Origin of the sequence: Janthinobacterium kochi, assembly GCF_051380715.1 — a bacterium.
In the GTDB taxonomy this organism is placed as follows: Bacteria; Pseudomonadota; Gammaproteobacteria; order Burkholderiales; family Burkholderiaceae_D; genus Janthinobacterium.
On the sequence record NZ_JBNYXO010000006.1, the window covers coordinates 132,637 to 157,783 of the forward strand.

General features: G+C 63.1%; 24 protein-coding genes. 11 read left to right on the plus strand and 13 right to left on the minus strand.

The features are described from left to right. The first annotated feature begins 8 nt into the window (after positions 1-8). Positions 9-932, plus strand: a complete 924-nt coding sequence (locus tag ACQ4WL_RS15320; protein WP_436510518.1) for an MBL fold metallo-hydrolase — start codon at positions 9-11, stop codon at positions 930-932. A 99-nt stretch (positions 933-1,031) separates the two neighbouring features. Continuing rightward, the gene (locus tag ACQ4WL_RS15325) at positions 1,032-1,985 is read left to right on the plus strand and encodes an NAD(P)H-dependent flavin oxidoreductase (protein ID WP_436510519.1); all 954 of its coding nucleotides are present in this window, start codon (positions 1,032-1,034) and stop codon (positions 1,983-1,985) included. A 123-nt stretch (positions 1,986-2,108) separates the two neighbouring features. Here ACQ4WL_RS15325 and ACQ4WL_RS15330 read toward each other — a convergent pair whose 3' ends face one another. The 9 genes from ACQ4WL_RS15330 to ACQ4WL_RS15370 form a co-directional block, all read right to left on the minus strand. Next, positions 2,109-2,690 carry a hypoxanthine-guanine phosphoribosyltransferase gene (locus tag ACQ4WL_RS15330; RefSeq protein ID WP_035823544.1) on the minus strand — a complete coding sequence of 194 codons (582 nt, stop codon included), beginning with the start codon at positions 2,688-2,690 and terminating at the stop codon, positions 2,109-2,111. A 63-nt stretch (positions 2,691-2,753) separates the two neighbouring features. Further along, complete coding sequence (locus ACQ4WL_RS15335; RefSeq protein WP_436510520.1) at positions 2,754-4,010, minus strand: phenylacetate--CoA ligase family protein; 1,257 nt, start codon at positions 4,008-4,010, stop codon at positions 2,754-2,756. Continuing rightward, positions 4,007-4,366: an MmcQ/YjbR family DNA-binding protein gene (locus ACQ4WL_RS15340; RefSeq protein WP_436510521.1), complete on the minus strand. Its 360-nt coding sequence runs from the start codon at positions 4,364-4,366 to the stop codon at positions 4,007-4,009. Before ACQ4WL_RS15340 ends, ACQ4WL_RS15335 begins: the two co-directional genes overlap by 4 nt. A 16-nt stretch (positions 4,367-4,382) precedes the next feature. Continuing rightward, positions 4,383-5,219, minus strand: a complete 837-nt coding sequence (locus ACQ4WL_RS15345) for an ABC transporter ATP-binding protein (RefSeq protein WP_436510522.1) — start codon at positions 5,217-5,219, stop codon at positions 4,383-4,385. 126 nt (positions 5,220-5,345) lie between these two features. Continuing rightward, positions 5,346-6,665 carry an ABC transporter substrate-binding protein gene (locus ACQ4WL_RS15350; RefSeq protein ID WP_436510523.1) on the minus strand — a complete coding sequence of 440 codons (1,320 nt, stop codon included), beginning with the start codon at positions 6,663-6,665 and terminating at the stop codon, positions 5,346-5,348. Positions 6,666-6,730: 65 nt separating this feature from the next. Further along, entirely contained in the window at positions 6,731-7,789 is a 1,059-nt protein-coding gene (locus tag ACQ4WL_RS15355) for a branched-chain amino acid ABC transporter permease (protein WP_034752817.1), read from the minus strand. A 90-nt stretch (positions 7,790-7,879) separates the two neighbouring features. Next, complete coding sequence (locus ACQ4WL_RS15360) at positions 7,880-8,776, minus strand: branched-chain amino acid ABC transporter permease (RefSeq protein WP_193316686.1); 897 nt, start codon at positions 8,774-8,776, stop codon at positions 7,880-7,882. Positions 8,777-8,795: 19 nt separating this feature from the next. Next, complete coding sequence (locus ACQ4WL_RS15365) at positions 8,796-9,611, minus strand: ABC transporter ATP-binding protein (protein WP_029496076.1); 816 nt, start codon at positions 9,609-9,611, stop codon at positions 8,796-8,798. Positions 9,612-9,625: 14 nt separating this feature from the next. Next, positions 9,626-11,557 carry an AMP-binding protein gene (locus ACQ4WL_RS15370; protein WP_436510695.1) on the minus strand — a complete coding sequence of 644 codons (1,932 nt, stop codon included), beginning with the start codon at positions 11,555-11,557 and terminating at the stop codon, positions 9,626-9,628. A 179-nt stretch (positions 11,558-11,736) separates the two neighbouring features. On the opposite strand from ACQ4WL_RS15370, the gene ACQ4WL_RS15375 reads away from it, so the two are divergent. From ACQ4WL_RS15375 to ACQ4WL_RS15405, 7 genes are all read left to right on the plus strand, one after another. After that, positions 11,737-12,435 carry a Crp/Fnr family transcriptional regulator gene (locus tag ACQ4WL_RS15375; protein ID WP_436510524.1) on the plus strand — a complete coding sequence of 233 codons (699 nt, stop codon included), beginning with the start codon at positions 11,737-11,739 and terminating at the stop codon, positions 12,433-12,435. Then, complete coding sequence (locus tag ACQ4WL_RS15380; protein WP_436510525.1) at positions 12,422-14,464, plus strand: DUF4132 domain-containing protein; 2,043 nt, start codon at positions 12,422-12,424, stop codon at positions 14,462-14,464. Before ACQ4WL_RS15375 ends, ACQ4WL_RS15380 begins: the two co-directional genes overlap by 14 nt. A gap of 64 nt (positions 14,465-14,528) precedes the next feature. Further along, positions 14,529-16,340, plus strand: coding sequence for an aminopeptidase P family protein (locus ACQ4WL_RS15385; protein ID WP_436510526.1), 1,812 nt, complete (start codon positions 14,529-14,531; stop codon positions 16,338-16,340). Continuing rightward, positions 16,340-16,588, plus strand: coding sequence for a hypothetical protein (locus tag ACQ4WL_RS15390; RefSeq protein ID WP_436510527.1), 249 nt, complete (start codon positions 16,340-16,342; stop codon positions 16,586-16,588). Before ACQ4WL_RS15385 ends, ACQ4WL_RS15390 begins: the two co-directional genes overlap by 1 nt. After that, the gene (locus ACQ4WL_RS15395; RefSeq protein ID WP_436510528.1) at positions 16,589-17,329 is read left to right on the plus strand and encodes an MgtC/SapB family protein; all 741 of its coding nucleotides are present in this window, start codon (positions 16,589-16,591) and stop codon (positions 17,327-17,329) included. Between the two features lie 17 nt (positions 17,330-17,346). After that, positions 17,347-17,934: a DUF924 family protein gene (locus ACQ4WL_RS15400; protein ID WP_436510529.1), complete on the plus strand. Its 588-nt coding sequence runs from the start codon at positions 17,347-17,349 to the stop codon at positions 17,932-17,934. A gap of 6 nt (positions 17,935-17,940) precedes the next feature. Continuing rightward, positions 17,941-18,783 carry a Rossmann-like and DUF2520 domain-containing protein gene (locus ACQ4WL_RS15405; protein ID WP_436510530.1) on the plus strand — a complete coding sequence of 281 codons (843 nt, stop codon included), beginning with the start codon at positions 17,941-17,943 and terminating at the stop codon, positions 18,781-18,783. Position 18,784: 1 nt separating this feature from the next. On the opposite strand, the gene ACQ4WL_RS15410 is transcribed toward ACQ4WL_RS15405, so the two are convergent. Continuing rightward, positions 18,785-20,239 (minus strand): sensor domain-containing diguanylate cyclase, encoded by a 1,455-nt coding sequence (locus ACQ4WL_RS15410; RefSeq protein ID WP_436510531.1) that lies wholly within the window; start codon positions 20,237-20,239, stop codon positions 18,785-18,787. A gap of 298 nt (positions 20,240-20,537) precedes the next feature. Between ACQ4WL_RS15410 and ACQ4WL_RS15415 the strand changes: the two genes are divergently transcribed. Further along, entirely contained in the window at positions 20,538-20,900 is a 363-nt protein-coding gene (locus tag ACQ4WL_RS15415) for a hypothetical protein (RefSeq protein WP_436510532.1), read from the plus strand. Between the two features lie 6 nt (positions 20,901-20,906). On the opposite strand, the gene ACQ4WL_RS15420 is transcribed toward ACQ4WL_RS15415, so the two are convergent. Further along, a complete protein-coding gene (locus ACQ4WL_RS15420; protein ID WP_436510533.1) occupies positions 20,907-21,488 on the minus strand; it encodes a putative pterin-binding protein in 582 nt (193 codons plus the stop codon). A 234-nt stretch (positions 21,489-21,722) separates the two neighbouring features. On the opposite strand from ACQ4WL_RS15420, the gene ACQ4WL_RS15425 reads away from it, so the two are divergent. Continuing rightward, positions 21,723-22,304: a porin family protein gene (locus tag ACQ4WL_RS15425; RefSeq protein ID WP_436510534.1), complete on the plus strand. Its 582-nt coding sequence runs from the start codon at positions 21,723-21,725 to the stop codon at positions 22,302-22,304. A gap of 72 nt (positions 22,305-22,376) precedes the next feature. Here the strand turns inward: ACQ4WL_RS15425 and ettA are convergent, their stop codons facing one another. Both ettA and rarD read right to left on the minus strand, forming a co-directional pair. Then, positions 22,377-24,047 carry an energy-dependent translational throttle protein EttA gene (ettA, locus tag ACQ4WL_RS15430; RefSeq protein ID WP_102121407.1) on the minus strand — a complete coding sequence of 557 codons (1,671 nt, stop codon included), beginning with the start codon at positions 24,045-24,047 and terminating at the stop codon, positions 22,377-22,379. A gap of 96 nt (positions 24,048-24,143) precedes the next feature. Then, positions 24,144-25,028, minus strand: coding sequence for an EamA family transporter RarD (gene rarD / locus ACQ4WL_RS15435; RefSeq protein WP_436510535.1), 885 nt, complete (start codon positions 25,026-25,028; stop codon positions 24,144-24,146). Between the last annotated feature and the right edge of the window lie 119 nt (positions 25,029-25,147).

The window sequence follows — 25,147 nt, forward strand, 5'->3', positions numbered from 1 at the left end:
GGAAGCCCATGCCGCGATCGCCAGCGCTGTTCCCCGATGCCATGCAGGTGTTCGAACGCGGCTGGCTGTCGTCGAACAACATTCTGTTCAAGGGCAAGGACGACACGGCCCTGATCGACAGCGGCTATGTCACGCATGCGCCGCAAACCCTGGCCTTGCTGCGCCATAGCTTGCAAGGGCGACCGCTGGAGCGGTTGTTCAACACCCATCTGCACTCCGACCATTGCGGCGGCAACGCGCTGTTGCAAGCCGAGTATGGCTGCCAGACGGCTATTCCCGTCTCGGAAGCGGACAAGGTGCGAGTATGGGATGTCGATGCCCTCAGCTTCCAGGCCACGGGCCAGCAATGCCCGCGCTTCGGCTTTGACGCCACCGTCTCGCCCGGCGACACGTTGACGTTGGCCGATATGCGCTGGCAAGCGCTGGGCGCACCGGGCCACGACCCGCACTCGCTGATTTTTTACAGTGCCGACGAGGGCATCCTCATTTCCGCCGACGCCCTGTGGGAAAACGGCTTTGGCGTGATCTTCCCCGAACTCGATGGCGGCTCCGGTTTTCTGGAAGCGCGCGCCACGCTGGATCTGATCGCCAGCCTGGCCGTGCGCGTGGTGATTCCCGGCCACGGGCGGCCGTTCCAGGACGCTGCCGGCGCCCTGCAGCGCGCCTATTCGCGTCTCGACTACCTGTCGTCCGACCCCGTGCGCAATGCGCAGAATGCGGTCAAGGTGCTGCTGAAATTTTTGCTGCTGGAGCGTCAGCGCATCGCCCTCGCCGCAATACCGGCCTTGCTGCGCGGCATGCCCATCTTCGAAGAGGCCAACCGGCGCTTCCTGCGCCAGGAGGCAGTCGCGCTGGCCGAGTGGGCCGTGTCGCAACTGGTGAGGGCTGCGGCGGCACGAGTCGAGGGTGAGTACTTGCTCAACGAGGGCTGAAACGGATAGGCGATAAATTCAGCACGATCGTACTTTTTCTGCACTATAATCAGCGTTCAGTGTGTCTTCACGTCCGATCAACTTTCCAGCGAGTCCGCCATGGCATTGCCTGTTGCGTTGCAAAACCTCTCCTTACCCGTTATCGCCTCGCCGATGTTCATCGCCAGCGGCCCGGCCCTCGTCGCGGCGCAGTGCAAGGCCGGCATTGTCGGTTCCTTCCCGGCCCTGAACGCGCGTCCCGCCGAATTGCTCGACACGTGGCTGACGGACTTGCAGGCCGAACTGGCCGCCTTCCAGGCCGCCAATCCCGATAAAAAAGTGGGACCGATCGCCGTCAACCAGATCGTGCACCAGTCGAACGACCGTCTGGCGCATGACGTGGAAGTGTGCGTGAAACACCGGATCCCCATCATCATTTCCTCGCTGCGCGCGCCGCCCAAGGAAATGCTCGACGCCATCCACAGCTATGGCGGCATCGTGCTGCATGACGTGATCTCGATCCGTCACGCGAAAAAGGCGCTGGAAGCGGGTGTAGACGGCCTGATTTTGGTGGCCAGCGGCGCTGGCGGCCATGCGGGCACCCTGTCGCCGTTCGCGCTGGTGGGCGAAGTGCGCAAATTCTTTGACGGTCCGCTGGCGCTGTCCGGCTCCATCGCCACGGGCGACGCCGTGCTGGCCGCGCAAGCCATGGGCGCCGACTTTGCCTACATCGGCTCGCGCTGGCTGGCGACCAAGGAATCGAACGTCAGCGACAGTTACCGCGACGCCATTGTCGAGTCTGCTGCATCGGACATCGTCTACACCAACCTGTTTACGGGCGTGCACGGGAATTACCTGAAAAAATCGATCGTCGCGGCCGGACTCGATCCGGAAGCCTTGCCCGAAGCGGACAAGAGTTCGATGAATTTTGGCTCCGGCAGCGCCAAGGCCTGGCGCGACATCTGGGGCGCGGGCCAGGGCGTGGGCTTGATGGATGATGTGCCAAGCGTGGAAGAGATGGTGGCGCGCCTGAAGGCCGAATACGATGCGGCGCGCGCGCGGTTGAAGCTGTAATCGTTGTTGCGATGATGGTGGTGACGGATTACGCGGCGTGCCGCCGCTAATCCGACCTACGACACCGGGCACTGGTTGTCGGATTAGCGCAGCGTAATCCGACAACCACCGCAATTACCCCAGTCACTCCTGCTTCAAATCCTCGGGTTTGATGGCCCACAGCCCCGGCAGGTTGCGCCAGTAGCCGTACGCATCCATGCCGAAGCCGACGACGAAGCGGTTCGGGATCACCAGGCCGACGATGTCCGCTTGCACGGGCTTTTTCTTGCCGATGGCCTTGTCGGCAAACACGGCCAGGATCACTTCCGAGGCGCCCATGTCCAGCAAACGCTGCTTGACGTGCGCCAGGGTTTCGCCCTCGTCGAGAATATCGTCGAGCACGATGACGGTGCGGCCCGCCACGTTCGAGCGGGGGATGACTTTCCACACCACTTCGCCACCCTTGTCGTCGTCGCCGTAGCGGCTCACATGGATGTAGTCGAATTCGAGCGGGAAGCTCAGTTGCGGCAGCAGGTTGCCCGTAAATACGACGGCGCCGCCCATCACGCCCAGCACCAGCGGGAACTCTTTCGAGTCCTCGGCGTTGAAGCGTGTGTTGAGCACATCGGCCATGCGCGTGATCGACGCCTGCACGGTATCTTGGTCGAACAGCAGTTCCGCGTTCTTGATCAGGTCACGGGCACGGTTGTGATGAAATTCTTGCATGGACTCTTGCATGGCGATGAATGGGGCTGATGGTCAATGCGGGTATTATCCCGCAAATCGGCCTTATTTGTAATCGCGCATGTCGTCGATGACCTTGCCGTCCTGCGCCAGGCTGCCCACGGCCACCAGCACCACGTCGCCGCGCAGCTTGGTCAGTTCGCGGATCGAGCCGATGATGGCTTCCACGCCGCTGGCGTCAAGCGGATCGTCGACTTCGCAATGCAAAGCCATCTCGTCGTTGGCCATGCGTCCCGATACTACCAGCCGTGCCTTTTTGATTTGCGGATGGCGGCGCGCGATGTCATGCACCTGCGACGGATGCACGAACATGGCGCGCACCTTGGTGGTCTGGTCGGCGCGTCCCATCCAGCCGCGGATGCGCGTATTCGTGCGCCCGCACGGCGAATCCGGCGCGTCCATCAGCACGGCCGATAAATCTCCCGTGGCGAAGCGAATCAGCGGGTAGTCGGCATTGAAGACGGTGACGACGACTTCTCCCACCTCGCCCGGTGCGACGGGAATCCCGCTGCCCGGGTGGACGATTTCGAGCAGCACGTTTTCATCGACGACCATGCCCGGATTGAGCTTGCCATTGCTGGCCGTTTCATAGGCGATGCTGCCGATATCGGCCGAGGCATAGGTCTGGAACACGTGCGGCACGCCGTTCTCGGCAAACCAGGTGCGCAGGGATTCGGGCAATGCTTCCGCGCCCATCACGGCCTTTGTGACGCTGCTGATGTCGGCGCCCATTTCGCGCGCCTTCTCGATGATCAGTTTTAAAAATGACGGCGTGCCGATATACGTGTCCGGCTTCAGATCCACCATGGCCTGCACCTGCATTTCCGTCTGCCCGATGCCGGCCGGGATGACGGTGCAGCCGATGCGTGCGGCGCCCCCTTCGACCATGAAGGCGGCCGGCGTGAAGTGATACGAAAAGCAGTTCTGCAGCAAGCCACCGGCGCGCACGCCGGCCGCATACATGGGCCGCGCGAAGCGCCACCAGTCGGGGCCGCGGCCTTCCGGATCGAAGATGGGACCGGGCGAGACGAATACGCGCGACAGGGCGTTTTTCGGCGTGGTGTTCAAGCCGCCGAACGGCAGTTGCGCGTGCTGCAATTGCTTGAGGTCGGACTTGCGCGTCACGGGCAGCTGCGCCAGCGCGGCGCGGCTGGTGATGTCGGTCGCGTTGACGCCATCGAGGATGTGGGCCCAGCCCGGTGCCTTTTGCGCGCGCGCGATCAGCTGCGGCAGGCCGGCCATCAATTCGCGTTCGCGCGCTTCGGGGGCGCGTGCTTCCAGACTGTCGAGCGTATCGGTCATGTTGCTGATTCTCCAATGTCACGTTGCATTTTTTTCGTCAGCCCCGCAACAATCAGGCTGTATGAGCGCTGCAGCAGGGCGGCCATTTCGTCGTCGTCGAGCGCGTCGGGGCTGGCGACCAGCACCCATTTGGCCCGCGCCAGGTAGGGCGCCGGGCGAAAACCCGGACGGTCCGTCAATTCCAGGAAGCGCCCGGCATCGACCTTGAAGCTGATGCCGCGCGGGCTGTGTGCTTCCGCGCCGCACAGGGCGAACAGCTTGCCACCGACGCAAAACGCCAGCACATTCGTCCATTTGATGTCTTCTGTCGCGCCGGGAAAGGCACGGCACACCTGCTTCACCCGTTCCAGGTCCATGACGGCAGCTCCTGTGTCAGGCCAGCCAGCGCTTGCGGCGGCGGTAGAACTTCATGTCGCGGAAGCTCTTGCGCCCGGCGCTGGACACGCCCAGATAAAACTCTTTGACGTCTTCGTTGCTGGCCAGTTCCTGCGCTTGCCCTTCCATCACGACGCGTCCGTTTTCCAGGATGTAGCCGAAGTCGGCGTAGCGCAGCGCCACGTTGGTGTTCTGTTCGGCCAGCAGGAAAGACACGTTTTCCTTGTGGTTCAGGTCCTTGACGATGCCGAAGATCTCTTCGACGATCTGCGGCGCGATGCCCATCGAGGGTTCGTCCAGTAAAATCATCGACGGCTTGGCCATCAGCGCGCGGCCGATGGCGCACATCTGCTGTTCGCCGCCCGAGGTGTAGCCGGCCTGGCTGCTGCGCCGCGTTTTCAGGCGCGGGAAATAGTGATACACCTTCTCCAGCGCGTCTTTCAGTTCGCTGCGCGACAGGCTGCGCGTGTAGGCGCCCGTCAAGAGGTTTTCCTCGATGGTGAGGTGGCCGAAACAGTGGCGCCCTTCCATCACTTGCGACAGGCCCCGCTTCACCAGCTCATTCGGCGTCAATTGATCCACGCGCTCGCCCTTGAACTGGACTTCGCCCTTGGTGACGTCGCCGCGTTCGCCGCGCAGCAGGGTCGAGATGGTTTTCAGGGTGGTCGACTTGCCGGCGCCGTTGGCGCCCAATAGCGCCACGATCTTGCCTTGCGGCACTTGCAGCGACACGCCCTTCAGGACCAGGATCACGTGGTCGTAGATGACTTCGATATTGTTCACCGACAGGTAGGGCGGTGGGGTGTCTGGTGTTTGCGTGGCAGTGGGTGTCATGGCTGCTTCGTTTTCATGTGATGTTGGTGCTTGTCGGATTACGCCTTCGGCTAATCCGACCTACGTCGTATCGAGGTAGGTCGGATTAGCGCAACGCGCGTAATCCGACACCACTTTGAGAGCCGCTTACTTCATGCACGCCGGCGTGATCTTTTTCTCTTCGGCGTACTTGCCAGACGATTCCTCGACGAGTTTACGCACCAGGGCCTTGTCGCCGACGATCCATTTCGGCGTGATGGCGATCCACTTCTTGCCATCCCACTGCTGCACCTTCACGGCGCCCGAACCTTCATGGTCGTCGCAGCTGGTCTTCACGGTGGGGAACATGCCCAGTGCGCCGATGGCCTTCTGGCGCGCATCGTCGACGTTCAGATTTTCCAGGCCCCAGCGCATTTGCTCGCCCGTGACAGGCTTGCCCTTGCCGAATTTTTCCTGCGCCACGCGGATCGCTTCCACCCACAGGATGCCGGCTGTCACGCCGCGCATGTGGTAGACGGAGCCGACGCGCGACTGGTCGGACAGGTTGCCCTTGCCGGACGCGTAGAGTTTCTTGCGGATGTCGTCGAGCACGGGGTAGTTGCCCGGCGTATTGAACGTCATCGCCGTGTAGCCCTTGGCCGCGTCGCCCGATGGAATCGTGTCTTCCTCGGAGCCGGCCCACCAGACGCCCAGCATTTTGTCGCGCGGGAAGCCGTTGCGCTGCGCCGTCTTGATGGCGACCGAGTTCATCACGCCCCAGCCCCACAGGATCACGTGGTCCGGCTTGGCCTGGCGTATTTGCAGCCATTGCGATTGCTGCTCGCTGCCTGGCGGCGCGACGGGAATTTTCACCAGTTCAAAGCCGTACTGTTTCGACAGCGCTTCGAGCACGGGCAGCGGCTCCTTGCCGAAGGCCGAATCGTGGTACAGATGGACGATCTTTTTGCCTTTCAGCTTGTCCATGCCGCCGTCCTTGTCGCCCAGGTATTTGATCATGGCAGCGGCCTGGCTCCAGTAGCTGGAGATCAGAGGATACACATACGGGAAGACCTTGCCGTTGGCGGCATCCGAGCGGCCGTAGCCGATCATCGTCATGGGGATCTTGTCCTGTGCCACGCGGTCCAGAATGCCGTAGGCGACGCCGGTGGAGAGGGTTTCGACCAGGGTGGCGCCGCCCTGCTTGGTTTTCAGGCGTTCATAGCATTCGACGCCGCGCGACGGGTTGTATTCGGTTTCGCATTCTTCCCAGCTGATCTTGACGCCATTGACGCCGCCGGCCTGGTTGACCAGGTTGAAGTAGTCGATGGCGCCGCCGTAGAAACCGGAGCCGCCGGCCGCGTACGGACCCACGCGGTAGGACGGCAGGGCGATGTACTGTTCCTTGTCCTGCGCTTGGGCGCTGCCGGCCATGGTGAGTGCGGCACTGGCGATGGCGGCGGCCAGCATGAGCGATTTGATGTGTTTCATTGTGTGTCTCCTCTTGTTTTATTTGATTTCAAGTCAACCGACATCAGACTGCAAGGTACAAATTCCTAGTGCGGGAAAGGCCACAGGCGCAGTTTCTCCTTCGCGATCTGCCACAGCCTGGCCAGGCCGTGTGGTTCGACGATCAGGAAGAAAATGATCAGCGCGCCGAACACCATCAGTTCCAGGTTCGAGGCCACGCTGGTCGGCAATGCCAGGCCGTGCGCGATGGTGTTCAGGAACACGGGCAGCAGCACGATGAAGGCCGCGCCCAGGAAGGAGCCGAGAATGGAGCCGACGCCGCCGATGATGATCATGAAGAGGATGCGGAAGGACAGGTCCAGGTTGTACGCTTCCGGCTCCACCGTGCCCAGGTAGGCATACGCATACAGGGCGCCGGCCACGCCGCAGTAGAACGAGCTGACGGCGAAGGCCAGCAGCTTGGTGCGCATCAGTCTGAAACCGATCACTTCGGCCGCCATGTCCATGTCGCGCACGGCCATCCACGAGCGGCCCACGTTCGAGCGGATCATGTTCTTGGCCAGCAGCGCCATGCCGGCGACAATCGCCAGCACCAGCAGGTATTTGCTTTGCGGCGTATCGAACTGGTAGCCGAGGATGGTCATTTTCTGCACCGTGATGACGCCCGAGGAGCTGTAGTTGGTCAGGTACGGGATCTTGGTCAGGCACCAGACGACAAAAAACTGCGTCGCCAGGGTGGAGGCGGCCAGGTAAAAGCCGCGGATGCGTAGGGAGGGCAGGCCGAAGGCGATGCCCACCATGGCCGCACACAGGCCACCGAGGATGAACGACACCAGCAGCGGCAAGCCTGGCAGTCGGGCCATGAAGTTATACGAGGCAAAGGCGCCCACGGCCATGAAGGCGGCCGTGCCCAGCGACAGCTGGCCCGCGTAACCGGTGAGGATGTTCAGGCCCAGCGCCGCCAGCGCGAAGATCAGGAAGGGAATCAGGATCGCCGACAGCATGTAGGGCGAGGCAAAATACGGCAGCAGGAAGACGGCGACAAGGAGCGTGGCCGTCAGCGCCAGGCGGTCTTGCCTGATCGGGAAAATCTGGTTGTCAGCCTGGTAGCTGGTCTTGAATTGTCCTGCTTCACGGTAAATCATGGGTATATCCTTTGATGACTGTGTTGGCTGTTGTCGGGTTACGGCCTGCGGCCTAACCCGACCTACGATGCTAATCCGACCTGTAATGGATCAAATACGCCGGATGATCTTCTCGCCGAACAGGCCTTCCGGGCGCACCAGCAGGAACAGCAGGGCCAGCACGTAAGGGAACCAGCCTTCGATGCCGCCGCCCACCATGGGACCGAGGTAGACTTCGGCCAGCTTTTCCGAGGCACCGATGATCAGGCCACCGACGATGGCGCCCGGCACCGACGTAAAGCCGCCGAGGATCAGCACCGGCAGCGCTTTCAAGGCGATGAAGGTGAGGGCGAACTGCACGCCGTTGCGCGCGCCCCACAGCAAGCCGGCCACCATGGCCACCAGGCCCGCCACACCCCACACCACGGCCCAGATGCGCTGCAGCGGGATGCCCACCGCCAGCGCCGCCTGGTGGTCGTCGGCGACGGCGCGCAGGGCGCGGCCCACCTTGGTTTTCGAAAACAGCAGGGCCAGGCAGATCACCAGCAGCGCGCAGATGCCGGCAGCCACCACGTCGAACTGCGAGATGATGATATTGAAATGCTCCATCAGGAAGGGCATCGGTACGTCTTCGATGGGCAGGTCCAGCTTGTGCACTTGCGAGCCCCACATCAGCTGCGCCAGGCCTTCGATGAAAAAGGTCAGGCCGATGGTGGCCATGAACAGCGTGATTTCCGGCTGGTTGACGAGGGGGCGCAAGACCACCCTTTCAATCGCCATGCCCAGAGCTATCATGGTGAGCATCGTCAGCGGGATGGCCAGCCACAGCGACAGGCCGAACTTGTCCATGATGCCGACGCAGGTGAGGGCGGCGAAAAACACCATCGCTCCCTGCGCAAAATTGAACACGCCCGAGGCCTTGTAGATCAGCACGAAACCGATCGCCACCAGCGCGTACATGACGCCTGACAGCAGGCCGCCGATCAGCACTTCAAAGAAAAAATTGATATTCATTGTTATTCCTCGTCTAGTGCGCCACGCCGAGATAGGCGTTGATGACATCCTGGTTGCTGCGCACCTCGTCGGGCGTGCCGTCGCCGATCTTCTTGCCGTAGTCGAGTACCACCACGCGGTCGGAGATATCCATCACCACGCCCATGTCGTGCTCGATCAGCACGATCGTCGTGCCCAGCTGGTCGTTGACGTCGAGGATGAAGCGGCACATGTCCTGCTTTTCTTCCACGTTCATGCCGGCCATCGGTTCGTCCAGCAGCAAAATTTCCGGTTCGGCCACCAGCGCGCGACCCAGTTCCACGCGTTTTTGCAAGCCGTAGGGCAGGCGCCCCACGGGTGTCTTGCGGATGGCCTGGATTTCCAGGAAGTCGATGATTTCCTCGGCCTTCTTGCGGTGCTCAATTTCCTCGCGCCGCGCCGGTCCCCAGTACAGGGCTTGCAAGAGAAAATTCGACTTCATCTTCAGGTTACGTCCCGTCATGATGTTATCGAGCACCGTCATGCCTTTAAAAAGGGCGATGTTCTGGAAGGTGCGCGCGATGCCGGACTTGGCGGCCGCGTAGCAATCCATGCCGCGCCGGTGTTCGCCCCGGTAGATGATTTCGCCCTGCTGCGGGCGGTACACGCCATTGATCACGTTCAGCATCGAGCTCTTGCCGGCGCCGTTCGGGCCGATGATGGCGCGGATTTCATGCTGTTTGACGTCGAACGAGATGTCGGTCAGCGCTTTCACGCCGCCGAACGACAGCGAGATGTTCTTCAGGTCGAGGATCACGGGCCCCGTCTTGCGGGCCGTGCCGAAATGGGCGTCGGGTTCGTTCATTTGCATCGTGCTGTGCTCCATCATGCGGCCAGGCCTTGGGGCCGATACGTTTTGCTGTCCCAGATCTGCAAGTTGGCGCTGGTCGAACCGGTGCGACCATCCTCGAACTTCACCTGGGTCTCGATGTATTGCGTTGCCTTGCCCTCATACAGGGCGGAAATGAGCACCGCGTACTTTTCGGCGATGAATTTGCGGCGCACCTTGCGCGTGCGCGTCAGCTCGTCGTCGTCCGGGTCGAGTTCCTTGTGCAGCACCAGGAAGCGGTGGATCTGCGTGCGGTCCATCAGCGGATCGGTCGCCAGTTCCGCGTTGACCTGCTCGATGCAGTCGCGGATCAAGCCGTAGGTTTCGGTGCGCGCCGCCAGGTCGGTGTAGCCGGCATACGCGATGCCGCGCCGCTCGGACCAGTTGCCCACCGCTTCGATATCGATATTGATGAAGGCGCATACCTGGTCGCGCGCATGGCCGAAGGCCACCACTTCCTTGATGAAAGGGAAGAACTTGAGCTTGTTTTCGATGTAGTTGGGCGCGAAGATGGCGCCGCACGTCAGCTTGCCGACATCGGCCGCGCGGTCGATGATCTTCAAATGGCCTTCGCTGTCGAACACGCCCGCGTCGCCCGTATGGAAGTAGCCGTCGGCATCGATCACTTCGGCGGTGGCGTCGGGACGCTTGAAGTAGCCGCTCATGGTGGCGGGTGACTTGACCAGCACTTCGCCATTGGCCGCCAGTTTGACTTCCACGCCCGGCGCGGGCAAGCCGACGCTGTCGAACTTGATATTGCCGTCCGGTTGCAGGCACACATAGGCGCAGGTTTCGGTCGAGCCGTACAACTGCTTGAGGTTGACGCCGATGGAACGGTAGAAGCGGAACAGGTCGGGGCCGATGGCGGCGCCGGCCGTATAGGCGACGCGCACGCGCGACAGCCCCAACACGTTTTTCAGGGGACCGTAGACCAGCAGCTCGCCCAGCTTGTAGCTGAGGCGATCCGCCAGCGACACGGGCTTGCCGTCCAAAATCTGCGCGCCGCAGCGCTTGGCCACGTCCATGAAATGGCTGAACATGTGGCGCTTGATGGCGCTGGCATCCTCCATGCGTATCATCACACTGGTGAGCATGTTCTCGAACACGCGCGGCGGCGCAAAGTAGCAGGTGGGGCCGATCTCGCGCATGTCGATCATCACCGTGTCGCCCGATTCGGGGCAATTGACGGTGAAGCCGGCCACCATGGCCTGCGCCAGCGAAAACAGGCAGTCGCCCACCCACGCCATGGGCAGGTAGGACAGGATGTCTTCGTCGTCGGTGAGCTTGTCGAAGGCCACGCCGCCTTCGCCTGCGGCCAGCAGCGCCGTGTGGCTTTGGCACACGCCCTTCGGCTTGCCCGTGGTGCCCGAGGTGTACAGGATGACGGCGGAGTCACTGCCTTTGCCCGCTGCCACGGCGGCGTCGAAGAAGCCGGGATGTTCGCGGTCGTAGGCCTTGCCCAGCACCTGCAGGGCGGCAAAGGACATCAGCTCCGGCTGGCGGTAATGGCGCATGCCCCGTTCATCGTCGTAGGCGATGTGGGCGATGTGCGGATACAGGGCCTTGAGTTCGAGCAGCTTGTCGACCTGCTCCTGGTCTTCGACGATGGCGTAGCGGATTTCCGCATCCTGCAGCACATAGGCCATGTCGGCGGCCGGCGCATCCTGGTACAGTGGCACGGGCACGCCGCCCAGGCTTTGCGCGGCCAGCATGGCCCAGTACAGGCGCGGACGGTTGTCGCCAATGATGGCCAGGTTCATGCCGCGCTGGAAGCCGATGGCAGCCAGGCCGCAGGCCAGAGCGCGCACCTCCTCGTTGACTTCGGCCCAGGTCCAGGTTTGCCAGATGCCCAGGTGTTTTTCGCGGAATGCGGGCTTGTCGGACCGTACTGTCCCGTGTTGCAATAAGCGCCGCGGAAAAGTCGGCATCGTTGCTGTGGTAGTCGTTTGCACCAGTGTCTCCCTGTTGCTTGTCTCAGGCGCCACCTCGTTGGATGGCGCTCTGTGTTTTTATGTGTAAGGCGTTTGTGCAATGATAGTAGCTTGCGTTAGTTTGCCAAGTTGTCTTTTCGGGGACATTTACCCACTTTTCGATGGTGCATTGCACAATGACCTACCCTGATATCAGTTTGAAGGATGCCGTGCGCGCGGCCAACTGGGCGCAGCTGCTCGATCCCGTGCAAATGGCCCGGGTCGAGGCGGATGTGTTTGAAACCTTCGTGCCGAAAGGCGGTTTTGTCTGCCGCAAGGGCGAGCCGGTGGACAATTGGATCGGCGTCATCAGCGGCATGGTCAAGATGAATAATTTTTCCGCCTCGGGCAAGGCCATGACCTTCATCGGCGTGCCGCCCGGCAGCTGGTTTGGCGAAGGTTCATTGCTGAAGAATGAAATCCGCAAATACGACACCATGGCGCTGCGCGACACGCGCGTGGCGCGCCTGCCTGGCGCCACCTTTCACTGGCTGTTGGAAACGAGTCTGCCATTCACGCGTTTCTTGCTGATGCAGCTCAATGAGCGCCTGGGCCAGTTCATCGGCATGGTGGAAAACGAGCGCCTGCTCGACCTGAACACGCGCGTGGCGCGCTGCCTGGCCTCGATGTTCAACTCGCACCTGTACCCTGGCGTGGATACCTTGGTGCAGCTGTCGCAGGAGGAGATCGGCCTGCTGTCCGGTTCCTCGCGCCAGCGCGCCAACCAGGCTCTGCAGGTGCTGGAAAAGAAAGGCTTGCTGCGCCTCGATTACGGCGGCATCCGCGTGCTGGACCTGGAAGGCTTGCGCCGCTACGAGGCCGATGATGCCATCTGAGTCCGCCCGCGCCGCAGCCCTGCGCGTACGCCTCGATGGCGGCTTTGTCGAGCATGCGCGTTTCACGGGACCGGCGGTCGATTTCAAAGACTGGACACCCGACGAACTGGGCGTCATCTGGGGGACGTTGCACCGCGCGGCGCGCTTTGGCCATGACGATCCTGCGCGGCGCGAACTGGCGCTGGCGCTATTGGCACAAGTGACCAGCATGAACCTGGCACCGGCGCTGGCAGGCGACACGTTCCTCGACGCGCTGGACGCGGCCGGCGTGCACGACTGGGACTACGCGATTGGCTGCCTGGCTTGCCTGCATGGCGTGCCACCGGAAGGCAGTGCGCAACTGGCACTGCGTATCCTCGACGAACCGAAGCACTGGGGTGAGCAGCATTTTGCTGCCTGGCTGCTGGCGCGCCTGGCCGGCGGCGACGCACCGCTGCAATTCGCGCAGATGATGGACCAGCGCCATGCGCGCTACCCGATGCTCTTGACCTTGCAGGAATTGGAACTGTTGCCGCAGCTGGCGCAAGCGTCCCTGCTGGCGCTGGCCGGCTCGCGCTACAGCGGCCACTGGAACCGCGACAGTATCGGTGAGGCGGATCCCGCCGCCGTGCTGGCCGACGATACTGCATATGTCGATTTTGCGCGCACGATACTGGAACAGGCGGCGCGCCATATCGCCGCCATCCATGACGGCAGCGTGCCGTATGCGGCCGATGCCGCCTTTGCCACGGCAGACTCTCCGGTGCTGGCGCGTGCCGCGCGGGTCGCTGCCTATCGCGATGAAGACTGGTTTGCGCCCGTGATTACCGTCTTGCTGCCTTTGGCATGCGTCGCGCCCGGCGCCGCCAAGAGCGCGCCGTCGCAGTCGTTGGCGATGGCGCTGGGCCATGCGGTGGAAACCATCCCCACGCCGGAAAGCTTGCTGGCCCTGCGCACGGCGCTGGCGCAGGTACGCCATGCGGGCATCCGCAAGAAGCTGGAACGCAATTTGAAACCGGCCGAACGGGCGCTGGCCGAACGGTCCGATATCGCCTGGAGGATCGGCATGCCGGGCCCCATGGGCAAGCGGCGCCAGGCCATGCTGGCGCGCCGCCTGGAAGCGGGCTACGCCAGCGAGGTGTGGTTTAGCCTGGACCAATGGCGTGCCCTGCGCGACGATGGCGATATTGACGTGGTGGCGCGCGCGCTGGTCTGGCGCACGGGCGACGGCCAGACTTTCATGCTCGATGGCGAGGGTGCCATCGATGCGCAGGGGCAGCCAGTGGCATTGCCTGAGCAAGGCGAAATCGGCCTGTGGCACCCCTTGCATGGCAACGGGGATGAGCGCGCCGCCTGGCAAGCGCTGGTCACGCGGCGGCGCCTGCGCCAGCCGCTGCGCCAGGTGTATCGCGAAATATATGCACCGCCCGGCGACGGCAGTGCCCCATTTGCCGGCTACCAGTTGTCGGTGCCTACCTTGCTGGGACTGGCCCGCCGCGAAGGTTGGCGCCTTGACTACGATGAAGGCCTGTCGCGCCAGTTCGGCGCCTGGCGCGTATTGCTGCGCATCGAGGGACGCGTGTATCCAGGTGCGGGCGGTGCGTGCACCTCAAACGGGCTGGCGCCCGCGCAGATGATGCCGATGGCGCCGGTGGCCTATTCGGAGGCGTGCCGCGCGGTCGATCTGCTGGTCAGCGCCAGCGCGTTGGCGCTGGTGGAAGAAGAGCAAAGCGTGCAGCGCGAAGAGCGTTTGTTTTACCTGGCCAATTTGGTACCGGGGCCGATGGCGGGCATGCGGCGCACCGTGCTGGAACGGGTATTCGCGGAGCAGATCGAGGACGGTCGAATGGCGCTCGAAGCGCGCCACCTGATTGTCGGCAGGCACGCGATCCACCTGACTACCGGCAGGGTCACGCTGGACGGCGCCGAAGTGGCGACCGAGGTGGTAGCGAAGGGGAACAAGCTGGGCGCCGTGCCCTGGCTGCCGCACGATGAGGCGCTGCTGGAAAAAATCGCTGCTACCGCCGGGGTGCTGCTGGCGTTGCACTGAGTGCAGCCCGGCTGCTAATCGCGGTATCATAGGCACTTCCCAGCACCGCGCCATTTTCACTCCCATGCAGACACCTGACCAAGCCACTCCCGCCTCCCGTTTGTCGCAGCTGCGCCGCGCCATGCACGCGCAGCACATCGACGCCTGCATCGTGCCCTCGGCCGACCCGCATCTGTCCGAGTACCTGCCGGCCCGCTGGCAGGGCCGCGAGTGGCTGTCGGGCTTTACGGGGTCCGTCGGCACGCTGGTCGTGACGCAGGATTTTGCCGGCGTGTGGACCGATGGCCGCTACTGGGAACAGGCGGAAGACGAACTGGCCGGCAGCGGCATCGTCCTGAAGAAAATCCCGTCCGGCGCCAGCGTGCTGTATATCGACTGGCTGGGCGAGACCATGCAGCCGGGGCAGACGGTGGCCGTCGATGGCGCCGTGCTGGGCCTGGCCAATGCGCGCCTGCTGCAGCAGGCGCTGGGCGCGCAAGTGACCCTGCGCACGGACACCGATGTGCTGCAAGCCGTCTGGCCGGAGCGTCCGGCCATGCCCGCCGCGCCTGTGGTTGAACATGCGGCGGCGTATCCATCGCTGTCGCGCATGGAAAAACTGGCGGCCTTGCGCGCCAGCATGGCGGCGCACGGCGCCAGCCACCACGTCATTTCCACCCTCGACGATATCGCCTGGCTGTTCAACCTGCGCGGCGCCGACGTCAATTACAACCCCGTCTTCCTCGCGCATGCGCTGGTGGGGCCCGAGCGCGCCACCCTGTTCGTCGCCGACGGCAAGGTGCCCGCCGCGCTGCGCGCCACCCTGGAAGCCCAGGGCGTGGACGTGGCCGCGTACGACCGCACGGCGGCTGCGCTGGCGGCCTTGCCAGCCGGTGCCACCCTGCTGCTGGACCCGCGCCGCATCACTTTCGGCACGCGCCAGGCCGTGGCCGAGGGCGTGCGGGTGGTGGAAGCGATCAACCCGACCACCCTGGCCAAGTCGCGCAAGACGGATGCCGAAGCGGCGCACGTGCGCGCGGCCATGGAACAGGATGGCGCCGCCCTGTGCGAGTTTTTCAGCTGGCTTGACAGCACCCTGGCCGACCCGCAGCGCGCGCCGTTGACGGAGATCGGCGTCGACGAGCACCTGACGGCCGCCCGTGCCCGCCGCGCCGGTTTTGTCAGCCCCAGTTTCGGCACCATCGCCGGCTTCAATGCGCATGGCGCCATCATGCATTACCACGCCCATGCGGGCACGGAAGCGACCATCGAAGGCGACGGCTTGCTGCTGATCGACTCGGGCGGCCAGTATTGGGGCGGTACCACGGATATCACGCGCGTGGTCCCCGTCGGCACGATCACGGCCGAACACAAGCGCGATTTCACCCTGGTCTTGCGCAGCATGATCGCCCTGGCGCGCGCGCAGTTCCCGCGCGGCGTGAAGTCGCCCATGTTGGATGCCATCGCCCGCGCGCCGCTGTGGGCCGAAGGCATCGACTTCGGCCACGGCACGGGCCACGGCGTGGGCTTTTTCCTCAACGTCCACGAAGGGCCGCAATCGATTTCCCAGTCCGCCATGCCGGAGCCGCAGACGGCCATGGAGATCGGCATGATCACCTCCATCGAGCCGGGCATCTACCGCCCCGGTCAGTGGGGCATCCGCATCGAGAATCTGGTGCTCAACGTCCCGGCCGCGTCCTCGCAGTTCGGCGACTTCTTGCGCTTTGAAACCCTGACCCTGTGCCCGATCGACACGCGCTGTGTGGAACGCTCGCTGTTGCGCGACGACGAGGCGGCCTGGCTGAACGACTATCACGCCACCGTGCGCGCGCGCCTGGCGCCGCACTTGGCGGGCGCCGCGCTGGCGTGGCTGGAACAGCGCACGGGAGCCATCTGATGCGTTCGACCCGCGCCACCTCCGCCATCGAGCGGCTCAAGGAACGCACCGGCCATCGCCTCTACACGATGGCGCGCACGGGCGATGAACTGTTTTTCCTGACTGAAGGTCCCGGCTTGCCGCCCCTGTGCCCGCCGCTGGAACTGGATGCCTTTGTCGCCTTCGTGAATGGCCTGGGACCGCAAAAGGCGCGCCGCGTCAGCAAGCTCGATGTGGCGTTTGAAAAGCAGCTGACGAAAAAGTCCTAGATGCCGACCATCGACTTCCTGCGCGCCTATTGGTCGCCGGCCGAGCTGGCGACGAATGGCGTGATCCTGCTGAACTTGCTTGGCGCGTTGCTGCTGGGCTTGCTGGTGGGCTATGAGCGCTCCTATCACGGGCGCGCCGCCGGCATGCGCACGTATGGCCTGGTCTGCATGGCTTCGGCCGCGCTGACGGTGCTGGGCGGCTATCCGGAGTTCTGGTATGGCGGCCATGGCAACGTCATCGGCAGCGACCCCACGCGTATCATCCAGGGTATCGTCACGGGCGTGGGTTTCCTCGGCGCCGGCGTCATCATGCGCGAAGGCTTCAATATCAGCGGTTTGACGACGGCCGCCTCGATCTGGGCCTCGTCCGTGATTGGCATCATGGTGGGCATCGGCTTTTATCTGTCGGCCATGGGCCTGGCCTTCATGTGTGCGATGGCGATGATTTTTCTGTCAAAATTGGAGAACTGGCTACCGTCGCGCCACGCAGTGGCCATCACCATGCGCTTCAAGCAAGGGTTTGTTCCGCGCGAAGATGCGCTGCGGCGCATGGCTGCCAAGCGCGGCTACGACATCGCCGGCGGCTCGCTGACCATCGGCAGCACCGATGGCATGCAGGAATGGCGCTTTGTCGCCATCGCGCATGGCAAGAACACGGGCATCAGCCTGTCGGCCATGTCGGCCGAACTGGCCGCCTTCGAAGGCATCGCCGGCTTCCAGCTGTCGCATGCGCGTAATTGATACGGATGCTGAAAAGGATGGATATGGACGCACAGGCCCAAGAGGTACTCGATTTCTGGTTTCTGCCGCCGGATAACCCTGACTATGGCCAGTCGCGCGTGGAATGGTTCCGCAAGGATGACGCCTTCGACGCGCAGATACGCGCGCGTTTCGGCGCGCTGATCGATGCTGCCATCGAGGGCGGCTTGCGTGCGTGGGACGCGACGCCACACGGCGCGCTGGCACGCCTCATCGTGCTCGATCAGTTTACGCGCAATGTACATCGGGGCACGCCGCGCGCCTTTGCCGGCGACGCCCTGGCGCTGGCGCTGGCCGTGGCGCTGACCGAGCAGAATCTTGACCAGCAACTGGCGCCGATGCTGCGCGCCTTTGCCTACCTGCCGTTCGAACACGCGGAAGACCTGGTCATGCAGGCGCGCGCCGTCGAATTGTTCCAGCTGCTGTCGCAGGCGCAGCCCGGCTTTGACGGCATGCTCGATTATGCGCAGCGCCACCAGGAAGTGATCGCCCGCTTTGGCCGCTTCCCCCACCGTAACGCCATTCTCGGCCGGCCCTCCACGCCGGAAGAGGTGGAATTCCTGCGCCAGCCCGGTTCCAGCTTCTAGGCAGCCATGGACGTCACCCTGAATATCATCGGCGCCGGCCATGTGGGCCGCGTGCTGGGCCGTTTGTTCGCCGGCGTGGATGGCACGCATGGCGGAAAAATCCTGGTGCAGGATGTGCTGACGCGCTCGATGGCGTCGGCGCAGGCGGCCGTGGCCTTCATGGGCGCCGGCACCCCCGTCGCCAGCTATGCGGCCTTGCGGCGCGCCGATGTCACCCTGCTGGCCGTGGCGGACGACCAGATCGTCCCGGCCTGCGCGGCGCTGGTGGCCGAGGGACGCCAGGCGGGCGCCATCGTGTTTCATTGCAGCGGCGCGCTGGCCTCCAGCGTGCTGCTGGCGGCGACGCAGGCCGGCGCTTTTGTCGCCAGCGCCCACCCGATCCGCAGCTTTGCCGACCCGCAGCAGGTGGCCGCCACCTTTGACGGCACGTTTTGCGGCGTCGAAGGCGATCCGCTGGCGCTGGCCTTCCTCACGCCGGCCTTGAATGCCATCGGCGCGCGCCCCGTGCCGATCGACCCGGCCGCGAAGACCCTGTATCACGCCGCCGCCGTGTTTGCCAGCAATTATCTGGTGACCGTGCTCGATGCCGCGCTGCGCGCCTACCAGGCGGCCGGCATTCCCGAGCCGGTGGCGCGCGAGCTGGCCCAGCCCCTGGTGACGGAAGCGGTGGCCAATGTGTTCCGCCTGGGCGCCGCGCCCGCGCTCTCCGGCCCCATCGCACGCGGCGACTCGGCCACCGTGCAACGCCAGCAGCAGGCGGTGCAAAGCTGGGATGCCGCCACGGGCGAGTTGTACCGGGCGCTGGTGGCGCCCACGCAAGATCTGGCCAGGCGCAAGCGCGGGGGATGAATCAGGCGGCGTGCACGCCGTTGCGTCCCTGCTGTTTCGCCTGATACAGGGCGCTGTCGGCGCGCGAAAAGAAGGCTGACTCGCTTTCGTCGGGCCGGTATTCGGCCACGCCCAGGCTGATCGTCACGGGTGCCTGTGGCTCGGGCAGGCCGAAATCGTGCCGCTCGACGGCGGCGCGCAGGTTTTCCGCCACTTCCTCTGCTTTGGCCAGGCTGCAGTTATTCAGCAGCACCAGGTATTCCTCGCCGCCCCAGCGCGTGATGACGTCGCTTTCGCGCACGGTGGCGCGCGCTACCTCGGCCACGCCGCAAATGACCTTGTCGCCCCACAGGTGGCCGTGGGTATCGTTGACGCGCTTGAAGAAATCGATGTCGAACAGGATGGCCGACATCGGTTGCGCCGTGCGCTTGGACAGGAGCATGGCGCGCTGGAACAGCAGTTCCAGCGATTGGCGGTTCAATAGCCCGGTCAGCGCATCCGTCGAGGCGATGCGTTCGATGCGGCGCTGGTAGCGGTTCACCGTCAGCAAGGTCAGCACCAGTACCAGCAGGGTCACGCCGAAGCTGATGGCCAGATTCAGGATGAACACGCCCTGCAGCGACTTGACTTCGTCGCTGACATTCTGCTCGACCACCAGGTACCAGCCCAGCTCGGGAATGAAACGCGAGTTGACGAGGATTTGCGCACGGCCCAGCTGGTACGACAGATGCGTCGGTGTACTCTGGTGGTTGATGATCTGCTCGGCAATGCTGCTCACGCCGGGCAGGCTGCGGATGTTGCCGTGACCCTCGCGCACGGTCTTGCCTGCCAATACCAGGGTGCCGGCGCCGTCAACAAAATAGATGTTGCGGTGGAAGCGTACCTGGTAGCGATCAATGATGTGGCTCATGGTGGCCAGGGTCAGGCCGATGCCGGTGGCGCCGATGAACTGGCCGTCATAGTCGACCACGCGGTGGTTGATAAAGATGGTCATGCTGTCGCGGTTGGCCATGTCTACGTCGACATTGGTTTCATAATCGGTGTTGTCCATGGCGCGCACGCGGTAATACCAGATGTCGCGCGTGGCTTCCGGGCTGACGGATTTGAGGGTGCCTTCGGCAAAATAATATTTGCTGCTCTTGTCCGAGACGAGAAAGCTGGTGATGGCGCCGTATTTCTTCTTGACTTCGGCCAGGTAGCGCACGATCTGCGCCGGGTTGTTTTCTCCGGCGAGTATCCAGTCGCGCACGAAGGTGTCGTGCGCCATCAGCGACGAGATGAAGACGGGGCGCAGCATGTCCTTCTGGATCTCGGAATAAATATTGTCGCCCGTTAAAGGCAAGGTCTGGTCGGCGATGCCATGCTCGATGGCCTGGCGCGACGCCAGGTAGCTGGCCAGGCTGGTGGCCATGAAGCCCGCCCCCAGGATCAGGGTCAGGAGGATGAGCAGGCGGTACTTGATCGAGAGAAGACGCATGGGTACGAGAGTAGGCAGGCCAGGGCGCGCGGATCTGGGCTCAGGCCGCGAGGCCGGGGGTAATCTTTACGCAAGCCAAAAGTATGCAGGAGGCCGGGTATTGGCGCAATGATAACTGGCTTTATTGCTAATTAACGCTGGTGTACGCGACAAGATAACCACGACTTACCAAATAAAAGTACCGATTTGTCGACAAAGATGTAAATTAGCAATAAGATTTGTCGAGGGGAATCATTGCGCACCGCCCCTGTCTTGCCGCCCGTTTTCGGCGCAGGACACCACGCGCAGGGAGTGTTGTATGTTATTTTTAAAGAGTACGTCTGCCAGCAAGGCCCCCGGCATTTATGAAGTCGACATCGCCGCCAAACCACCTGGCAAGACCTTTGGCATTTTCCTCGCCACCGATCCCGATCATCCACCACATGCCTTGCTGGGGCAATTGAAGGCGCTCGGCTACGAGAACACCTATAGTTCGCCCTACCTGCACAAGGATCAGGGCAAGGTGCTGGACTTGCATTTTCAGAAGGATGGCACGGACATCTTCAAGGGCTGGAAAACCGAGGAGTGCACGCACAACCTGGCGGCCATCACGGCCCTGTTCGAGGAACACGGCATCACCATCGCGCCACGCGTTATGTCGATGGCGGAAGCCTACGCTTAATCTGCGTCAACCCGTCTCCACGCCGATGTGATACAGCGCCCACGGGCAGCTGGCGAACCGTTCGGCCAGCGGCAGGGCCGCCACGGCCGCGATGCGGTCGGCATCATGGATCGCCCATAGCGGCCCCAGGCCGCCCAGCGCCATCGCCTGTCCGTCCAGGTGGGTGGCGACAATAAAACGCTGTGCGCGCGCCTGCGCCACGGTCAGCGCCGCGGCATAGCCGTCCACGGCGCGCAGCAGCAGGCGCACCTCATCTTCCTCCGGGGTGCCCGCCGCCTTCAAGACATCGAGCAGCAGCGGTCCACGCAGGGCGTGTGCCTTGCCGTCATATTCCAGGGTGGGGTAGATGGTGCGCGCCGGCAAGTTCGTCAGCGCCGCAAAGTCGAAGGCCCGCGCCCGCTCAAAACTGATTTTCTGCTTGTGCATCATCTGGTCGCGCACGGCGTCGAACGGACCCCGGTTGGGCTTGGCGATGCTGCCTGTGATGGTCAGCAGGGCCGGACCGCGCAGGCCGGCAGGCGCCGCCCGGGCGATGGCGGGCAGCGTCGCGGCAGCCATGCCGGCGGCGAGAAACTGGCGTTTATGCATGCACTTCTCCTCTTGGCTCAAAATCGCTAATGCTCTTAAGTCTATCTTAAGTTCGCTCAACAGTGCGCATTTTACGGTTATTGTCAGTTTGGAATGTCGGCTTACATCTTGTCACAGTTCTTACGGAATCGAGAAAGACGTAGTTTTTTTCGGCTGTTATTGTGTCCTCATCGCACTTCGCTGAACTGCGAATCCAGGCACAAATCTACGAACATTCACTATTTGAGAGAGAACATGATGAAGAAGAAAATCCTGTTTGCAATGATCGCTTCCGCTACCGCATTCACCGGCATGAGCGCCGCACACGCCGAAGGCGCCTATGTAGGTGCTGGCGTCACGGGCAACCGTTATAACTTCGATATTCCGGGCGCCACCAGCGCCGATAATCACAGCGGCTACAAGGCCGGCGCCAAGATCTTCGCCGGTTACGATTTCGATAAAACCTGGGCGGTTGAGGGCGGCTATGCCGATTTCGGCAGCAAGGATTACAGCTATGTCACCGGTGCCGGCAACGGTTCCGTGAAAAGCGACTCGCACGGCTACTACCTGGCCGGCAAGGCCAGCATGCCGGTGACCGACAAAGTCGGCGTGTTCGGCAAGCTCGGTGTGGCCAAGGTCAAGAATAGCCTGAGCGGCACGGGCCTGTCGACCGGCATCAGCGGCAACGACAAGACGGGCGTATACGCTTCCGTCGGTGCTCAGTACGCGATCAACGAGAAAGTCTCGCTGACGGCGGAAGTGGAACACTTCGGCAAGAGTGCCGATCAGGGCCGCAAGGCCACGGGCTTAGCTCTTGGCGCACGCTACAATTTCTAATTACTTAGAAATGTGCTGAAAAAAAAGGCAGTTACCGCGAGGTAACTGCCTTTTTGCATTGCTGCACCCGATTTATACGGTGAGCGGTTTGTAACGGATACGTTTTGGTTTCGCACCTTCTTCGCCCAGGCGTTTCTTCTTGTCCGCTTCGTACTCTTGATAGTTGCCGTCAAAGAAACTCACTTGCGAGTTGCCTTCGAAGGCCAGGATGTGCGTGGCGATACGGTCGAGGAACCAGCGATCATGCGAGATGACCATCACGCTGCCGGCAAATTCCAGCAGGGCGTCTTCCAGCGCGCGCAGGGTTTCCACGTCCAGATCGTTCGACGGCTCATCGAGCAGCAGGACGTTGCCGCCCGCCAGCAAGGTTTTTGCCAGGTGCAAACGTCCACGTTCACCGCCAGACAGGTTGCCGACGATTTTTTGCTGGTCGCCGCCCTTGAAGTTGAAACGGCCCAGATAGGCGCGCGACGGCATTTCGAAGCGGCCCACGGTCAGCATGTCGGCACCGCCGCACACATCCTGGAAGACGGTCTTGCTGTCCGACAGCGAGTCGCCGCGGTTCTGGTCGACGATGGAGACGCGCGCCGTCTGGCCGATGGCCACTTCGCCGCTGTCGGGTTGTTCCTGGCCCGTGATCATCTTGAATAGGGTCGACTTGCCGGCACCGTTGGGGCCGATGATGCCGACGATGGCGCCGGCCGGGATCGTGAAGCTCAGGTCGTCGATCAGCAGGCGGTCGCCGAACGCTTTCGACACATTCTTGAACTCGATGACCTCATTGCCCAGGCGTTCGGCCACGGGAATGAAGATTTCCTGCGTCTCGTTGCGTTTCTGGTATTCGTGCTCGGACAGCTCGTTGAAGCGGGCCAGGCGGGCCTTCGACTTGGCCTGGCGCGCTTTCGGGTTCTGGCGCGACCATTCCAATTCCTTCTGCAGCGCCTTCTGGCGCGCCGATTCCGTCGATTCTTCCTGCTTCAGGCGGGCTTGCTTCTGCTCCAGCCAGGTCGAGTAATTGCCTTTCCATGGAATGCCGCTGCCGCGGTCCAGCTCCAGGATCCACTCGGCTGCGTTGTCGAGGAAGTAGCGGTCATGGGTGATGGCCACCACGGTACCGGGGAAGCGCAGCAGGAATTGTTCCAGCCAGTCGACCGATTCCGCATCCAGATGGTTGGTCGGCTCGTCGAGCAGCAGCATGTCGGGCTTGGACAGCAGCAGCTTGCATAGCGCCACGCGGCGCTTTTCACCGCCGGACAGCACGCCGATGGTGGCATCCCATGGCGGCAGGCGCAGCGCGTCGGCGGCCATTTCCAGCTGCAAATTCAAATTGCCGCCGTCGGAAGTCGAGATGATCGCTTCCAGGCGCGCCTGTTCCGTGGCCAGGGCGTCGAAATCGGCGTCTTCCTCGGCATACGCGGCGTACACGGCTTCCAGTTTGGCTTGCGCTTCAAACACTTCGCCCAGGCCCGATTCGACTTCCTGGCGCACGGTTTTTTCCGGGTCCAGCTGCGGTTCCTGTGGCAGGTAGCCGATGTTCAGACCCGGCATCGGTACGGCTTCGCCCTGGATGTCGGTGTCGATGCCTGCCATGATTTTCAGCAGGGTCGATTTGCCGGAGCCGTTCAGGCCCAGCACGCCGATCTTCGCGCCTGGGAAGAAGGAGAGGGAAATATCTTTCAGAATCTGGCGCTTGGGCGGGACGATTTTGCCCACGCGATTCATGGTGTAGACGTAATTTGCCATTAGAAATCTCGGGTGATATACAAAGACGGACAGGATACGGTAAACGCCCGCTTCCGGCCAGCGCTGCGCGCTGCGGAAACGGACGCCAGGGGAAGACTAGGCGCTGGCGCGCGCGCGGCGGCTGTTCCACAGCCCCTCGGCCGCATACAGGCCCAGCGCCGTCCAGATGACGAGGAAGCCCAGCATGCGCTCCGGTGTGAACGATTCGTGGAAAACCCACACGCCGATCAGCAGCTGGCCCGTGGGGGCGATGTATTGCAGCAGGCCCAGCACGGCCAGTGGCAGGCGGCGCGCGCCGGCGGCAAACAGCAGCAGGGGAATGGCCGTGATGGGGCCGGACGCCAGCAGCAGCGCGCGCGTGGCGGTGGAATCTGTATTGACGAAGCCGCTCTGGCCATGCCAGCCCAGCCACAGCATATAGGCCAGCGCCAGAGGGAACAGAATCAATGTTTCAAACGACAGGCCTTCCAGCGCACCGAGCGCGGCCGTCTTGCGCAGCAAGCCATAGCCGCCAAACGAGGCTGCCAGCAGCAGCGCGATCCAGGGCACTTGTCCCGCTTGCCAAGTGAGCCAGGCCACGCCGCAGGCGGCCAGGCCGATGGCCAGCCACTGCAGGCGGCGCAGGCGCTCGTGCAACAGCAAGAAGCCCAGCATGACATTGATCAGGGGGGTAATAAAGTAGCCGAGGCTGGCGTCGACCACGTGGCCGTTGTTGACGGCCCAGATGTAGATGAACCAGTTGGCAGAGAGCAAAAACGCACTGGCGACGAAGCTGGCCACCACCCTGGGCTGGGCTTTCAGGCTGCCCAGCCAGCTCCACTGCCGGCGCACGGTCAGCACGATACCCAGGAACAACAGCGACCAGACCATGCGGTGCGCCAGGATTTCCTGCGGCGCGATCTCGCCGATGGCGTGGAAGTACAGGGGGAACAGGCCCCAGCACAGAAAGGCGAGGGAGGCGTAGAGCATGCCTGGATTCATGACGGGGTTCGCTGGAGAGTAGACAGCCTGTCATTATGGCTGAAAACATCGGGGGCTGCCCGGCGCCGCTGGCGAGGGGTAGAATGGCAACAAATCAATGGCCGCAAGCCCGCGCAGCA

Excerpts from the sequence above, each read along its gene's own strand:
- ACQ4WL_RS15385 (WP_436510526.1), top strand. The coding sequence starts at position 14,529 with ATGCAGACACCTGACCAAGCCACTCCCGCCTCCCGTTTGTCGCAGCTG.
- ACQ4WL_RS15350 (WP_436510523.1), bottom strand. The coding sequence starts at position 6,665 with ATGAAACACATCAAATCGCTCATGCTGGCCGCCGCCATCGCCAGTGCC.
- ACQ4WL_RS15365 (WP_029496076.1), bottom strand. The coding sequence starts at position 9,611 with ATGCAAATGAACGAACCCGACGCCCATTTCGGCACGGCCCGCAAGACG.
- ACQ4WL_RS15345 (WP_436510522.1), bottom strand. The coding sequence starts at position 5,219 with ATGACACCCACTGCCACGCAAACACCAGACACCCCACCGCCCTACCTG.
- ACQ4WL_RS15370 (WP_436510695.1), bottom strand. The coding sequence starts at position 11,557 with ATGCCGACTTTTCCGCGGCGCTTATTGCAACACGGGACAGTACGGTCC.
- ACQ4WL_RS15335 (WP_436510520.1), bottom strand. The coding sequence starts at position 4,010 with ATGACCGATACGCTCGACAGTCTGGAAGCACGCGCCCCCGAAGCGCGC.
- ACQ4WL_RS15420 (WP_436510533.1), bottom strand. The coding sequence starts at position 21,488 with ATGCATAAACGCCAGTTTCTCGCCGCCGGCATGGCTGCCGCGACGCTG.
- ACQ4WL_RS15340 (WP_436510521.1), bottom strand. The coding sequence starts at position 4,366 with ATGGACCTGGAACGGGTGAAGCAGGTGTGCCGTGCCTTTCCCGGCGCG.
- rarD (WP_436510535.1), bottom strand. The coding sequence starts at position 25,028 with ATGAATCCAGGCATGCTCTACGCCTCCCTCGCCTTTCTGTGCTGGGGC.
- ACQ4WL_RS15355 (WP_034752817.1), bottom strand. The coding sequence starts at position 7,789 with ATGATTTACCGTGAAGCAGGACAATTCAAGACCAGCTACCAGGCTGAC.
- ACQ4WL_RS15390 (WP_436510527.1), top strand. The coding sequence starts at position 16,340 with ATGCGTTCGACCCGCGCCACCTCCGCCATCGAGCGGCTCAAGGAACGC.
- ACQ4WL_RS15400 (WP_436510529.1), top strand. The coding sequence starts at position 17,347 with ATGGATATGGACGCACAGGCCCAAGAGGTACTCGATTTCTGGTTTCTG.
- ettA (WP_102121407.1), bottom strand. The coding sequence starts at position 24,047 with ATGGCAAATTACGTCTACACCATGAATCGCGTGGGCAAAATCGTCCCG.
- ACQ4WL_RS15415 (WP_436510532.1), top strand. The coding sequence starts at position 20,538 with ATGTTATTTTTAAAGAGTACGTCTGCCAGCAAGGCCCCCGGCATTTAT.
- ACQ4WL_RS15405 (WP_436510530.1), top strand. The coding sequence starts at position 17,941 with ATGGACGTCACCCTGAATATCATCGGCGCCGGCCATGTGGGCCGCGTG.
- ACQ4WL_RS15330 (WP_035823544.1), bottom strand. The coding sequence starts at position 2,690 with ATGCAAGAATTTCATCACAACCGTGCCCGTGACCTGATCAAGAACGCG.
- ACQ4WL_RS15375 (WP_436510524.1), top strand. The coding sequence starts at position 11,737 with ATGACCTACCCTGATATCAGTTTGAAGGATGCCGTGCGCGCGGCCAAC.
- ACQ4WL_RS15325 (WP_436510519.1), top strand. The coding sequence starts at position 1,032 with ATGGCATTGCCTGTTGCGTTGCAAAACCTCTCCTTACCCGTTATCGCC.
- ACQ4WL_RS15425 (WP_436510534.1), top strand. The coding sequence starts at position 21,723 with ATGATGAAGAAGAAAATCCTGTTTGCAATGATCGCTTCCGCTACCGCA.
- ACQ4WL_RS15410 (WP_436510531.1), bottom strand. The coding sequence starts at position 20,239 with ATGCGTCTTCTCTCGATCAAGTACCGCCTGCTCATCCTCCTGACCCTG.
- ACQ4WL_RS15320 (WP_436510518.1), top strand. The coding sequence starts at position 9 with ATGCCGCGATCGCCAGCGCTGTTCCCCGATGCCATGCAGGTGTTCGAA.
- ACQ4WL_RS15380 (WP_436510525.1), top strand. The coding sequence starts at position 12,422 with ATGATGCCATCTGAGTCCGCCCGCGCCGCAGCCCTGCGCGTACGCCTC.
- ACQ4WL_RS15395 (WP_436510528.1), top strand. The coding sequence starts at position 16,589 with ATGCCGACCATCGACTTCCTGCGCGCCTATTGGTCGCCGGCCGAGCTG.